General features: G+C 57.6%; 11 protein-coding genes. 8 read left to right on the forward strand and 3 right to left on the reverse strand.

Annotation, left to right across the window (positions count from 1 at the left end; genetic code table 11):
- Positions 1-2 precede the first annotated feature (2 nt).
- The 8 genes from ybgF to ACR0MP_RS00830 all read left to right on the forward strand — a co-directional run bounded on the left by ybgF (position 3) and on the right by ACR0MP_RS00830 (position 8,856).
- Positions 3-833 (forward strand): tol-pal system protein YbgF, encoded by an 831-nt coding sequence (gene ybgF, locus ACR0MP_RS00795; protein ID WP_170404791.1) that lies wholly within the window; start codon positions 3-5, stop codon positions 831-833.
- Entirely contained in the window at positions 830-2,083 is a 1,254-nt protein-coding gene (gene tilS / locus ACR0MP_RS00800) for a tRNA lysidine(34) synthetase TilS (protein ID WP_480885537.1), read from the forward strand. The genes ybgF and tilS overlap by 4 nt, the downstream gene beginning before the upstream one ends.
- A 77-nt stretch (positions 2,084-2,160) precedes the next feature.
- Positions 2,161-4,077 carry an ATP-dependent zinc metalloprotease FtsH gene (gene ftsH, locus ACR0MP_RS00805; protein WP_170397380.1) on the forward strand — a complete coding sequence of 639 codons (1,917 nt, stop codon included), beginning with the start codon at positions 2,161-2,163 and terminating at the stop codon, positions 4,075-4,077.
- Between the two features lie 94 nt (positions 4,078-4,171).
- The gene (locus ACR0MP_RS00810; protein WP_480885539.1) at positions 4,172-4,747 is read left to right on the forward strand and encodes an MOSC domain-containing protein; all 576 of its coding nucleotides are present in this window, start codon (positions 4,172-4,174) and stop codon (positions 4,745-4,747) included.
- Between the two features lie 166 nt (positions 4,748-4,913).
- Positions 4,914-6,590: a formate--tetrahydrofolate ligase gene (locus ACR0MP_RS00815; RefSeq protein ID WP_170404366.1), complete on the forward strand. Its 1,677-nt coding sequence runs from the start codon at positions 4,914-4,916 to the stop codon at positions 6,588-6,590.
- A 57-nt stretch (positions 6,591-6,647) separates the two neighbouring features.
- The gene (locus ACR0MP_RS00820; RefSeq protein ID WP_170404363.1) at positions 6,648-6,953 is read left to right on the forward strand and encodes a chorismate mutase; all 306 of its coding nucleotides are present in this window, start codon (positions 6,648-6,650) and stop codon (positions 6,951-6,953) included.
- A gap of 53 nt (positions 6,954-7,006) precedes the next feature.
- Positions 7,007-7,897 carry a bifunctional methylenetetrahydrofolate dehydrogenase/methenyltetrahydrofolate cyclohydrolase FolD gene (folD, locus tag ACR0MP_RS00825; protein ID WP_170397373.1) on the forward strand — a complete coding sequence of 297 codons (891 nt, stop codon included), beginning with the start codon at positions 7,007-7,009 and terminating at the stop codon, positions 7,895-7,897.
- A gap of 224 nt (positions 7,898-8,121) precedes the next feature.
- Positions 8,122-8,856: a LytTR family DNA-binding domain-containing protein gene (locus tag ACR0MP_RS00830; RefSeq protein ID WP_480893661.1), complete on the forward strand. Its 735-nt coding sequence runs from the start codon at positions 8,122-8,124 to the stop codon at positions 8,854-8,856.
- A 3-nt stretch (positions 8,857-8,859) separates the two neighbouring features.
- On the opposite strand, the gene pdeM is transcribed toward ACR0MP_RS00830, so the two are convergent.
- From pdeM to ACR0MP_RS00845, 3 genes are read right to left on the reverse strand one after another with little or no spacing between them, the layout of a single operon-like run.
- Entirely contained in the window at positions 8,860-9,522 is a 663-nt protein-coding gene (pdeM, locus tag ACR0MP_RS00835) for a ligase-associated DNA damage response endonuclease PdeM (protein WP_170404357.1), read from the reverse strand.
- Positions 9,523-9,562: 40 nt separating this feature from the next.
- On the reverse strand, positions 9,563-11,974 hold the full coding sequence (locus ACR0MP_RS00840; RefSeq protein WP_480885543.1) for a ligase-associated DNA damage response DEXH box helicase: 2,412 nt from the start codon (positions 11,972-11,974) through the stop codon (positions 9,563-9,565).
- A gap of 49 nt (positions 11,975-12,023) precedes the next feature.
- A complete protein-coding gene (locus ACR0MP_RS00845; RefSeq protein WP_170397365.1) occupies positions 12,024-13,331 on the reverse strand; it encodes an ATPase in 1,308 nt (435 codons plus the stop codon).
- Positions 13,332-13,403 lie beyond the last annotated feature (72 nt).

A 13,403-nucleotide genomic window follows, 5' to 3' on the forward strand; every position in this document is an offset into this window, starting at 1 on the left:
TGATGCGAATTGCAGGTTTGGTTCTGGCGGCGGTCGTGACCGTCGCTGGTATGGCACAGGCACAGGATCAGCAGACGCTGGCGGATATCCGTCAGGAATTAACCGTGCTGCATGTGGAAATTCAGCGTCTCAAGCGCGAGTTTTCAACCACTGGGTCCCCCGCGCCAAACCTGTCTGGCAGTTCCGTGCTTGAGCGCGTTGATGCGATCGAGGCAGAATTGCAGCGCCTGACACGCCAGACCGAGCAGTTGAACCAAAGGGTGCAGAATGTCGTGACCGATGGCACCAACCGTATCGGTGATTTGGAGTTTCGTCTGGTTGAACTTGAAGGCGGTGATCTGAGCGCGTTGGGTGAAACCTCAACGCTGGGTGGTGAGACATCGACCGATGTGGCTGTGGCACCCACCCCCAACCCTACGCAACCCACGGTCACTGATCAGGGTGAGCTTGCAGTCGGTGAACAAGCGGATTTTGATGCCGCTTCGCAGGCCCTGGTGGATGGAGATTTCCAGACCGCGGCCGATCTGTTTGCGCAATTCGACCAGTCCTATCCGGGCAGCCCGCTGGCGAGCCAAGCCAACCTGCGGCGCGGGCAGGCGCTGAAAGGGGTGGGCGATACACGCGAAGCGGCGCGCGCCTTTCTGGCCAGCTTCACGGGCGACTCCGAAGGGCCTCTGGCACCCGAGGCGTTGTTTGAGTTGGGCGCAGCGCTTGGACAGCTGGGCCAAACCGATCAGGCTTGCATCACTCTCGGCGAAGTTGGCGTTCGGTTTCCGGCATCGGCACCAGCTGCTTCGGCCACACAGGAAATGGCAACGCTGGGCTGTTCTTGACCTCTGACGCCGATACGCTTCGGGCCAATTTGCGGGCAGGTCTGCCCGATCCACTGCCGCGCCGTCTGGGGGTGGCGGTATCAGGGGGCAGTGATTCGACTGCCCTGTTGCGATTACTTGTTGATATCGCGCGACAAGAGCAGATCGAGCTGTTTGCGGCGACCGTTGATCACGGCCTGCGAGCTGAATCTGCGTCAGAGGCCTTGGCTGTCGCAACCCTGGCGCAGCGCTTAGGCATTCCTCATGAAACGCTGAAATGGCAGGGGTGGGATGGATCCGGAAATCTGCAGGATCAGGCGCGGCGTGCGAGATACCGGTTGCTGGTCGCGTGGGCCGAATCGAAGGGCCTAGAGGCAGTTGCGCTGGGCCACACGGAGGATGATCAGGCTGAAACGGTACTGATGCGGCTGGCCCGTGCTTCGGGCGTTTCGGGGCTTTCGGCCATGGCTCTATCGCGAAAAGAAGGTCTGGTCACATTGCTGCGCCCATTGCTGTCCACGACACGCTCCGATCTTCGGGAATATCTGACTGCGCAAGGTATTTCGTGGATTGATGATCCGTCGAATCAGGACTCTCGTTTTGACCGGATCAAAGCCCGCCAGGCACTTTCCGGATTAAATCAAATCGGGATCACGGCAGAGTCATTATCACGGGTCGCTGAAAATATGGCGCAAGCGCGTGAAGCATTGGCGCAATACGCGCAAGAATCCGCTTTCCGGTGCATGACGGTGACGGATGGCGATCTTTGCATTGATCGCGAAGGTTTCGAAACTCTGCCCGAAGAAATCCGTCGTCGGCTTGTGACCGCGTCTGTTTCATGGATCGCAGGGGGAGAGTATCCGCCACGACACAAAGCGGTGGATCAAGTGTTGGATTCGATATCGTCTGCTCAGACGGCCACCCTTAGGGGCTGTATTTTTACCCCGGAAGGCAAAAAAACTTGGATTTGCAGAGAGCTAAACGCCGTCAGCAATCAGCACGCGCGCCCCTCAGAACCTTGGGACAGGCGTTGGATTATGTCCGGGCCAAAAACTGAAGTTGCGGAAATCCGGGCGCTTGGTGAGGATGGTATATTGCAGCTGGAAAACTGGCGCTCTGTGGGCAAACCTCGCGCTGCAGTGTTGTCGACGCCCTCGGTTTGGGCCGAAGGCACTCTATTGGCTGCACCCCTGGTCGGTTTTGCAAACGAATGGCGCGCCGAACTGCTTCCAGAAAGGTCCGACTTCGATGCGGTGATTTTATCTCATTGAACCTGCCACAATCCTCTCTATTTTAAGGAACAACCCCGGCAGGTCCCCACCTGCCGAAACCTTTCGGGAGATTTTCCTTGGGCAACGCTCGCAACATCGCCTTCTGGGTCGTTCTGTTTCTGCTGATCCTGGCACTGTTCAACCTATTCAGTGGACCCAGCGGGTCGCTTCAGAACAATGAACGCACCTATTCCGAATTCGTCAGCGCCGTGGACGCCGGAGACGTCACCAGCGTCACGCTGGATGGCGAACAGATCCGCTATCGCACGAATGAGAATCAGGACTTTGTCACCATCAAACCCACCGATGCCGAGGTGACGAAGCTGCTGATCGACAAGAACATCCCCGTACGTGCTGAAAAACAGCAGCAATCGGGTTTCCAGTCGTTCCTGATCACGCTGCTGCCTTTCCTGCTGCTGATCGGTGTCTGGGTCTATTTTATGAACCGGATGCAGGGTGGCGGCAAAGGTGGTGCGATGGGTTTTGGCAAGTCCAAGGCCAAGATGCTGACCGAAAAGCATGGCCGGGTGACGTTCGACGACGTTGCGGGCATCGACGAGGCCAAGGAAGAGCTGGAAGAGATCGTGGAATTCCTGCGCAACCCGCAGAAATTTTCGCGTTTGGGCGGTAAGATTCCCAAAGGCGCGCTGCTTGTGGGCCCTCCGGGCACTGGTAAGACGCTGCTTGCCCGTGCGATTGCGGGCGAGGCAGGTGTGCCGTTCTTTACGATCTCGGGTTCCGATTTCGTTGAAATGTTCGTTGGTGTTGGTGCATCGCGTGTGCGTGACATGTTCGAGCAAGCCAAGAAGAACGCGCCTTGTATCGTCTTCATCGATGAAATTGACGCCGTGGGGCGCCATCGTGGTGCTGGCTATGGCGGCGGAAACGACGAACGCGAACAGACCCTCAACCAGCTGCTGGTTGAGATGGACGGTTTCGAGGCCAATGAAGGCGTGATCATTCTGGCTGCCACCAACCGGAAGGACGTTCTGGACCCCGCGCTGCTGCGTCCGGGCCGGTTTGACCGTAACGTGACCGTCGGCAACCCCGACATCAAAGGCCGTGAAAAAATTCTGGGCGTTCACGCGCGCAAGACGCCTCTGGGTCCCGATGTCGATCTGCGCATCATCGCGCGCGGCACGCCGGGCTTTTCGGGTGCTGATCTGGCGAACCTCGTGAACGAGGCCGCATTGATGGCCGCCCGCGTCGGTCGTCGCTTTGTCACCATGGAGGACTTTGAGAACGCCAAAGACAAGGTGATGATGGGGGCTGAGCGCCGTTCGATGGTGCTGACGCAGGACCAGAAGGAAAAAACCGCCTATCACGAGGCCGGCCATGCCGTTGTGGGTCTGGAACTGCCGCTGTGCGATCCGGTCTATAAAGCGACCATCATTCCGCGCGGTGGAGCGCTGGGTATGGTTGTGTCGCTGCCCGAAATGGATCGTCTGAACTATCATCGCGATGAGTGTGAGCAGAAGCTGGCCATGACCATGGCCGGTAAAGCCGCTGAAGTGATCAAGTATGGTGAGGACCACGTCTCGAATGGCCCTGCGGGCGATATCATGCAGGCCAGCCAGTTGGCGCGCGCCATGGTGATGCGCTGGGGCATGTCCGACAAGGTCGGCAACATCGACTATGCCGAGGCGCATGAAGGCTATCAGGGCAACACCGCCGGGTTCTCGGTATCGGCCCATACCAAAGAGCTGATCGAAGAAGAGGTAAAGCGCCTGATCCAGCAAGGCTATGAACGCGCGCACAAGATCCTGACCGACAAGAACGAGGAATGGGAGCGACTGGCGCAAGGCCTGCTTGAGTATGAGACCCTGACCGGCGAGGAGATCAAGCGCGTCATGAATGGCGAACCGCCCACCGAAAGCGATGATGAGGGTGACAGCCCCGATGAGGGCAACGCCCCCAGCGTAACTGCCATCCCGAAGACCAAGTCCAAGAAATCGCCGCCAGATGGCGGGATGGAACCAGAACCCACTGCATAATTGCAAAACCCGGAGCCAGCCTCCGGGTTTTCTCTTTTCATCAGGGCGTTGCTGGGCATTATGCCTGCTAACCTGTCATTGAAGGGGGCGCCTCATGCCATTCTTGCGTGAAACAGAATATTCAGCCAAGGTGGTATGGCTGGGCTATGTTCCAGCAGGCCAGTCTTTGCGGGCCAAGCCTGTCAACGCTTTGGATCTGAATTTTGATGGCGTTCAGGGGGAACGGCATCAGGGGCTCAATCGGGCGTCCTGTGTTCGGGTAGCGAATCTCTATCAAAAGGGCACCGAGATCCGGAATGTGCGGCAACTGTCAGTGCTGTCGGCAGAGGAATTGGGTGATATTGCGGCTGAGATGGAGTTGGCAACGCTTGATCCGTCTTACCTTGGGGCTTCGATTGTCCTAAAGGGCATTCCCGATTTCTCTCATATCCCTCCGTCGTCGCGGTTGAAGGCCGAGAGCGGGTTGACGATCACTGTGGACATGGAAAACGCCCCCTGCGTTCTTCCGGGCCGCGAGATCGAGGCGGATCACACCGGTTACGGGGCGGCATTCAAACCTGCGGCCAAAGGGCGACGCGGGATAACGGCTTGGGTCGAACGCCCGGGAGCTCTGAAACGCGGCGACAAGATGCAATTGTTTGTGCCGGATCAGCCCCTTTGGAACCCATAGGTTCAATCCGTTTCCGATTTGCGCATTACGATTTCTCGCAACGCCGTTTCGCGGCATGAAAATGTCGGAATCCTTAGCCATCAGTGTTGTGTACATCAGTATATGTTGCGCAGCGCCGACGCCCGTGCGTCGGTTTTGCACGGAATTCAATCAGGGACCCTGCCCAATGAGCTACAAATCCGACATTGAGATTGCCCGCGAGGCGAACAAAAAGCCGATTCAGGAAATCGGCGCGAAGCTGGGTATCTCCAGCGATGATCTGCTGCCTTACGGCCATGACAAGGCCAAAGTCAGCCAGGACTTCATCAACTCGGTACAGGACCGCGAAGACGGCAAGCTGATCCTGGTGACCGCGATCAACCCAACCCCCGCAGGTGAAGGCAAGACCACCACCACCGTAGGTCTGGGCGACGGCTTGAACCGCATCGGAAAGAACGCGATGATCTGTATCCGCGAAGCTTCGCTTGGCCCGAACTTCGGTATGAAGGGCGGCGCCGCAGGTGGCGGTTACGCGCAGGTTGTTCCGATGGAAGAAATGAACCTGCACTTCACAGGTGACTTCCACGCCATCACCTCGGCCCACTCGCTGCTGTCGGCGATGATCGACAACCATATCTATTGGGGTAACGAGCAGGAAATCGACACACGCCGCGTTGCATGGCGCCGCGTCGTCGACATGAACGACCGTGCTCTGCGTCAGATCACGGCGTCTCTGGGCGGCGTGTCGAATGGTTTCCCGCGTGAAGCAGGCTTTGACATCACCGTGGCGTCCGAAGTCATGGCGATCCTCTGCTTGGCAAACGACTTGAAAGATCTGGAGAAGCGTCTGGGCGACATCATCGTTGCTTACCGCCGCGACAAGACCCCGGTTTACTGCCGCGATATCAAGGCAGAAGGTGCAATGACCGTTCTGTTGAAAGACGCGATGCAGCCGAACCTGGTGCAGACGCTGGAAAACAACCCGGCCTTCGTCCACGGCGGCCCGTTTGCAAACATCGCGCACGGCTGTAACTCGGTTATCGCAACCAAAACCGCTCTGAAAGTGGCCGACTATGTTGTCACCGAAGCGGGATTTGGTGCTGACCTCGGTGCCGAGAAGTTCATGAACATTAAGTGCCGCAAGGCGGGTATTGCTCCGTCGGCAGTGGTACTGGTTGCCACCGTGCGCGCGATGAAAATGAATGGCGGTGTGGCCAAGGCTGACTTGGGTGCGGAAAACGTTGACGCTGTGAAATCAGGTTGCGCCAACCTGGGTCGCCACATCGAAAACGTCAAATCCTTCGGTGTTCCGGTTGTCGTCGCGATCAACCACTTCGTCACCGACACCGATGACGAAGTTCAGGCGGTCAAGGACTACTGCGGCGAGCATGGTGTTGAGGCGATCCTGTCGCGTCACTGGGAACTGGGTTCGGATGGCTCTGCGCCTCTGGCCGAAAAAGTTGTCGAAATCGTCGAAAACGGCGCCGCGAACTTCTCACCGATCTACCCAGACGACATGCCGCTGTTCGAGAAGATCGAAACTATCGCCAAGCGTATCTATCGCGCCGACGAAGTTCTGGCCGACAACAAGATCCGCAACCAACTGCGCGAATGGGAAGAAGCGGGCTATGGCAACCTGCCGGTCTGCATGGCGAAAACACAGTATTCGTTCTCGACCGACCCAACCCTGCGTGGCGCGCCCACCGGCCATTCGGTTCCGGTGCGTGAGGTGCGCCTGAGCGCCGGTGCTGGTTTCATCGTCGTTGTCTGTGGTGAGATCATGACCATGCCCGGTCTGCCGCGCAAACCGGCAGCCGAAACCATCTGCCTTAACGACGCAGGTGAGATCGAGGGCTTGTTCTAAGCGCTCAAATAAGACATCTCGTGGTCCGGGGATATCCCCGGGCCGCAGGAGACCAAAATGCCCACTCTGATACCTCCGCAAGACTGTCATTCGATGCAGGAATTGCGGCCTCAGATCGACAAGCTGGACCGCCAATTGATTGGATTGCTGGTAACGCGCGCAACCTATATCGACCGCGCGTCGCAGCTGAAACCCGGCGAGGGCCTGCCCGCCCGCATCCCGGAACGTGTCGAAGATGTGGTGCAGCGCGTCCGCAAGAGCTCGGATGAGTTGGGTATGGACCCCGATCTTGCCGAAAAGCTCTGGCGTATACTGATTGATTGGTCGATTGCCCGCGAAGAACGCGTGCTCGGCCCAGACTGAAGAAACGGGCGCCTAGTGCGCCCGATCCGTTTTGTGAAAGAAGGGATCAAAGAATGGTAGCGCAGGTTATCGACGGAAAGGCCTTTGCCGCCAAAGTGCGCGCACAGGTGGCTGACCAGGTTGCAAAGCTGAAAGAAGAGAACGGCATCACCCCCGGTCTGGCGGTGGTTCTGGTAGGTGAAGACCCGGCCAGTCAGGTCTATGTCCGTTCTAAGGGCAAGATGACCGTCGAGGTCGGCATGAACTCGTACGAGCACAAGCTGGATGTGGACACGTCCGAGGCGGACCTGCTGGCGCTGATTGACAAACTGAACAATGACCCTGCGGTGCACGGCATTCTGGTGCAACTGCCGCTGCCCAAGCATCTGAACGAAGATCTGGTGATCAACTCGATCGATCCGGCAAAGGATGTGGACGGGTTCCACATCTCGAATGTGGGCCTGCTGGGAACAGGTCAGAAGTCAATGGTGCCGTGCACTCCGCTGGGCTGTCTGATGATGTTGCGCGATCACCACGGCTCTTTGTCCGGCATGGATGCTGTAGTGATCGGTCGGTCGAACATCGTGGGTAAGCCGATGGCGCAGTTGCTTCTGGGCGACAGTTGCACCGTGACCATCGCGCATAGCCGCACCAAAGACCTTCCCGATGTTGTGCGCCGTGCTGATATTGTGGTCGCCGCAGTTGGTCGCCCCGAGATGGTTCCGGGTGACTGGATCAAGGAAGGCGCAACCGTGATCGATGTCGGCATCAACCGGATCGAACGCGACGGCAAGAACAAGCTGGTTGGCGACGTTGACTACGCAACTGCGGCAGAACGCGCTGGTGCGATTACCCCTGTTCCCGGCGGAGTTGGCCCTATGACGATCGCCTGCCTTCTTGCGAACACGCTCACCGCGGCTTGCCGCGCAAACGGCTTGCCTGAACCTGAAGGTCTGACTGCTTAATAGCAGCCTCGGTGTTCAATCCGGGTGCAACGTCCATGATTGAATTGGCCGGAGAGCGAAAAGCTCTCCGGCCTTTTTCATTAGATTAGGATATTTGTATAACTACATCTTGACTTGACCTAGCGTCGGTCGGTGATAATCCTTCTATTCCAGCCGTTTAAGGGGTTATAATCCTGTCTGTTCGTGTTTCATGGTTTTACCTTTGGCGAGGTGCGTTACCTGGTATGATGAAGCTGAGTCCGATCCTCTCGTTAATAAGCCTTCAACGGGTAGTGGCGGGCCTCGTTTTTATTCCTTTATTGGCGTATTCCTTTGCCCCCTTTCGGGATATGACACTGCCATTCAGTCAGCGGATGGTGTTCTGGACAGGTGTTATGCTGCTCGCGCTTGCAGCGACTTGGTCGGCTGGAAAGTTGGTACGCGAACGGCTCAATCGATCAGGATTGCTGGTGCGTGATTTTGCCTTCGTCCTGTTGATCCTGACATTGTTTGCCCCGTCGCTGTGGTTGCTGACCTGGGTTCTGTTCACGCTAAATGGATTGATGGCACCGGGCATATTGAAAGTCGCCCCTTATGGTCTTCTCTTCGCCACCGGACTTTTTCTGGTGCGTCAACGGGAAGAAACTGCAGCACCGGTATTCGAACCCAGACCACGTCTTTTCAATCGTTTGCCCGCCACTTTCGAGGGGCAGGTTTATCGCTTAACCGTGCGCGATCACTATGTCGACGTGGTCACGTCCGATGGCACGTTTACAATCCGCTCGCGCTTTACCGACGCGATTGCCGAGATGGAGCCGGTACAAGGCCATTGTACGCACCGTTCTCACTGGGTCGTGGATTCGGCGATTGTTGGGGTCGAAAAAGAAAAGGGAAAATCCTTTTTGTACCTCAGCAACGGCGATCAGGTTCCTGTCAGCAGGAAATACAAGCAACAGCTCGTGGACGACGGGTTGCTCTAGAACCTATCTGGGCATCGGGATGAGTTGAGGCTGCGCACCGGTCAGAATTGCCCGCGCATCCGGTGCCATGATGCCGCTCAGAGCCTCTGCTGAACTGCGCAACCCCCCAGTGTAAGCGCCATAAGCTGGAAGGATCAGACGTGATTGATCCAGCAAAAAAGCCGGGCGGGTGATCGAGCGCCCTCGGGCATTCAGGTTAACTTTGGGGTGGTAGTGGCCCGAGATTTCACCTGCGCTGTTTTGCTGGGCGATATGGCGAAAAATCAGATCGTGGCAAGCCCACTCGGACAGATGTGTGCCGCCCATTTCTACCGGGCCGGGGTCATGGTTCCCCTCGATCCAGATCCAACGTCGACCAGCCTGCATGGCGGTGATCTGTTGCCTATCCTCAGCAGCCAACGCGCCCGAGGCATCGAGATCGTCAAAGCTGTCCCCCAAACAGATGACCGTCGTGGCACCGGTACGGGCAAGATCACTTGCCAATCGGGTCAATGTTTCGCGGCTGTCATACGGCGGCAAGGTCGGGCCGCCCCTGCGGGCGATCCGTTCGGATTTTCCTAAATGCAGATCAGAAACACAGAGCAAGCCCTGTTCCGGCCACCATAGTGCGCCCGACCCAAGCGCAGTCAGGTCTTGGCCGGAAAATGAAAACGCGATCTTGTTCATGATCCGTTCTTCATACGATTTTGCGGATTGCGCAAGTGGTTTATGCCGGTTGCAATCCGGCGGCCTGCAGTAACCGGGCACTTTCTTCCGCAAGCAGGCGTTCCTCGGCTTCGCCCTTGACGGGGACTTTGCCAACTTCGAGGAACAGAGGCGCCGCCAGGGGTGAGACGCGGTCTAGCCGCAGCAGGTCAATCCGGTCTCCGATCCGGGCGACCATGGCTTCGATCCGTCCGAAATCGACCAACCCGCGCATGGCCTCTTCGCGGGTGATTTGCATCAGCAGATGGTCAGGATCGTATTTCAGCAAGGTGTCATAGAGGATATCTGACGAAAATGTCGCCTGCCGACCACTCTTGCGCTGCCCACCAGTGTTGCGTTCGATCAACCCCGCGATTGTGGCCGAAGCACGAAATGTGCGTTTCATCACGGCGTTACCCGCCAGCCAAGTCTCCAATCCTTCTCGTAGCGCGTCCAACTGAAATAGTGGGCGCGGATCGGTCACCGCATCCAGCCCCCAGATTAAGGTGGCATAGTCAGTGGCTACAAATCCCAGCGGCGCAAGGCCGGTTTCCTCCATGCGTTTGGTCAACAGCAAGCCCAGCGTCTGTTGCGCATTGCGGCCGGCAAATCCGTAGACGCATAGATGCTCGCGCCCCCTGTCAGGGAAGCTCTCAATCAACAGGCGGTCACTTTGCGGCAGGCGTGATATCTCGCGCTGAAGACCCAGCCATTCGGCAGTATGTCCGGGCAGTTGAGGCCAATCCGGCTGTGCGAACATCCGTAGGATTCGGTCGCTCAGCTGGGTGGACGTGGCGAACTTGGTGCCCGAAAAGGTCGCGATCTTGGGCTTGCGGTCAGCGCGGCGGCTGACCTCGACCACCATCTCTCGCAGACCCTCATAGCGGACGATCTGACCACCGATCAGAAAGGTATCACCGGGGGTTAGCGAGGCCGCGAATCCCTCCTCTACCTCACCCAGAGGCTTGCCCCCGCGATTACGCTTAAGCCGAACCTTCAGCGTGTCGGTGTCCTGAATCGTGCCAAGGTTCATGCGGATACGCTGTGCCGCCCTCGGGTCGCGCAATTGCCACGCTCCATCCGGGCGCTGCTGAAGCCTCTGCCACCGATCATAGGCTCGCAGGGCATATCCACCGGTGGCGCAGAATTCCAAACAGGCATCGAATTCAGCACGGGTGATCTGCGCATAAGGCCCGGCAGCCGTCATTTCGGCGTAGAGTGCATCTGCATCAAAGGGTCCCGCTGCGGCGGCGATCAGAATATGCTGGCACAAAACGTCCCTGGGTCCTGGCCCGCGGGGGTCGCCATCCAGATCATGTTCTTGCACAGCTTCCAGTGCAGCAACACATTCGACCACTTCGAACCGGTTGGCTGGGACGAGAATAGCTTTGGAAGGGGCATTGTAGCGGTGATTTGCGCGCCCGATCCGCTGCACCAGCCGCTTGACGTTCTTCGGCGCGCCGATCTGGATCACCAGATCCACATCGCCCCAGTCGATCCCCAGATCGAGGCTGCCGGTGCAGACAATTGCCCTCAGATCACCCCTGACCATCGCAGCCTCGACCCGTTCGCGTTGTTGCCGATCCAGACTGCCGTGGTGAATACCAATGGGCAGAGCGTCGTCGTTGGCGAGCCAGAGGTTGTGAAAGAAAATCTCGGCCTGCGCCCGAGTATTGTGAAAGATAAGTGTCGTCTTGTGCTTTTTGATCTGCTCCATCACAGCGGGGATGGAATAGGCTGCGCCACCGCCCGACCATGGCGGCATCTCTTGTGTTTGCAGCATCGAGATATCGGGGTCAGGGCCGGGATCAGCCTGAATAACTCGGCAAGGATTGGGATTGCGGGCTAGAAATCGTGCGATGCCTTCGGGGTCTTCAACCGTGGCGGACAAGCCTACGCGGCGCAGATCGGGGCAGAGTGTCTGCAATCGTGCGAGCGCCAGCATCAATTGATCCCCCCGTTTGCTTTCTGCAAGTGCATGTATTTCGTCGACAACAATGCGCTGGACCCCAGCAAACATGCGCGGAGCATCTTCGTATGAAGTAAGTAACGCCAGACTTTCGGGCGTGGTCAGCAGGATATGTGGAGGATCGGCGCGCTGGCGTTTCTTCTGCGTGGCCGATGTGTCGCCGGTGCGATCTTCGATCCGAATTGGCAGGCCGATTTCCTCGACGGGAACGCGCAGATTGCGCCTGATATCCGCTGCCAGCGCCTTGAGAGGAGACACATAAAGCGTGTGCAATCCGTCATGCTGCCCTTCGGCCAACTCGGCCAGGGAAGGTAGAAAACCGGCCATGGTTTTGCCGCCACCAGTTGGAGCGATAAGAAGGGTCGCGGGATCATTCGCCCGCTCAAACATTTCTTGCTGATGCGGATGAATCGACCAGCCTTTGTTCGAAAACCAGTTTTGGATTGCCGGAGGAATCTGCACCATCCGACGAACCTAGCGCAGCCCTCAGGCCATGGAAACCAGGACCAGGGGATCAGTGAATGATCTTTTCTTCCTTCACGAACATGTTGGCCCAGGCTCGGTCGATCAGGTCCGGACTCATCTGATACGGGATACCCTCAAACTCGCAGATTGAGATCATCTGGTCGATCAGGAAGATCGGCTGATAGTTTGCGTAGATGTTGTTGATGGTCGGGTATTTGACCTTCAGCAAATGCACTAGCGCCGCCTCGTCTAGTGGCATACCGCGCTTGCGGGCGACCATGGCAAAGATCTTCAGGAAGTTCTCTTGGTTCGGGCCGTCGATTTTGATCTTGAAGAAAATCCGGCGCAGGGCCGCTTGGTCGAAAATCTCATTCGGGTGGAAGTTGGTCGAAAATATAACCAGCGTGTCGAATGGTACTTCGAACTTCTCACCCGATTGCAGGCCAAGGATATCCTTGCTTTCTTCAAGCGGAACAATCCAGCGGTTGATCAGGGCCTGAGGGGGCTCTGCCTGACGTCCAAGGTCGTCCACGATGAAGATGCCGCCGGTGGATTTCAGCTGCAAAGGCGCCTGATAGGTACGCGCGGTGGGGTTGTAGACCAAATCCAGCATGCTCAGTGACAGTTCACCACCAGTCACAACGGTGGGACGTTCGCATTGAACATAGCGAGTGTCGAACCGCTTGCGACGGCGCAGACTGTTGGGATCGTCCTCTTCTTGCTCGATCGCGGTGTGCACGATCGGGTCGTAGACCGTAATCACCTGACCGGCATATTCGATTGCGCGCGGAACATAGACGTTGTCCCCCAAAGCATCACGAATGCCGTTCGAGATCGAGGATTTACCATTGCCCGGAGGGCCATACATCAGAATTGAGCGACCGGCGCTGACCGCCGGGCCCAGATGATCCAGCAGGCTGTCGGGCAGAACAAGATGGCCCATCGCGCCGGTTAGCTGGTCGCGGGTGACTTGAATGTTGCGGATCGACTGGCGCTTGACCTGCTCGCGGTAAACATCGAGCGGCACGGGCATCGCGCCGAAATACTCAGACTGGCTCAACGCGTCCAGCGCCCGGGCCTTGCCTGCATCGGTCAGCTGATAGCCCATTTCATTGCCGGAGTTGGCGTTCAGAGTCCCGGTCGCTTCAAGCAGTTTCTGCTCGCGTGCGATATCAACTAGTTCCTGTGTCACGGACCCGGGCAGACAGATGGCACCCGCAATTTCGCTGACCGTATCCACGTTCTTGCGAAAGACGGTCTTCAACAGAATGTCCCGCATCATCACCAGCGGAAGTTGCATTTCTCCCAGGCCTTTAGGGGCAGGGGGGGCAATCACAGAGGAGGTCTGCATATTCATGAGCGGGGCTCGTCCATCCAAAAATCACGCAAAAGGCCCTTGCGGGGCCGCTTTGGAAGAATTTGGCGCGGA

The organism is Ruegeria sp. K3 (genome assembly GCF_056531845.1).

Coding starts and splice junctions, on each gene's coding strand:
- ybgF (WP_170404791.1), top strand. CDS start 3: ATGCGAATTGCAGGTTTGGTTCTGGCGGCGGTCGTGACCGTCGCTGGT.
- ACR0MP_RS00810 (WP_480885539.1), top strand. CDS start 4,172: ATGCCATTCTTGCGTGAAACAGAATATTCAGCCAAGGTGGTATGGCTG.
- ACR0MP_RS00815 (WP_170404366.1), top strand. CDS start 4,914: ATGAGCTACAAATCCGACATTGAGATTGCCCGCGAGGCGAACAAAAAG.
- ACR0MP_RS00820 (WP_170404363.1), top strand. CDS start 6,648: ATGCCCACTCTGATACCTCCGCAAGACTGTCATTCGATGCAGGAATTG.
- folD (WP_170397373.1), top strand. CDS start 7,007: ATGGTAGCGCAGGTTATCGACGGAAAGGCCTTTGCCGCCAAAGTGCGC.
- ACR0MP_RS00830 (WP_480893661.1), top strand. CDS start 8,122: ATGATGAAGCTGAGTCCGATCCTCTCGTTAATAAGCCTTCAACGGGTA.
- pdeM (WP_170404357.1), bottom strand. CDS start 9,522: ATGAACAAGATCGCGTTTTCATTTTCCGGCCAAGACCTGACTGCGCTT.
- ACR0MP_RS00840 (WP_480885543.1), bottom strand. CDS start 11,974: ATGGTGCAGATTCCTCCGGCAATCCAAAACTGGTTTTCGAACAAAGGC.
- ACR0MP_RS00845 (WP_170397365.1), bottom strand. CDS start 13,331: ATGAATATGCAGACCTCCTCTGTGATTGCCCCCCCTGCCCCTAAAGGC.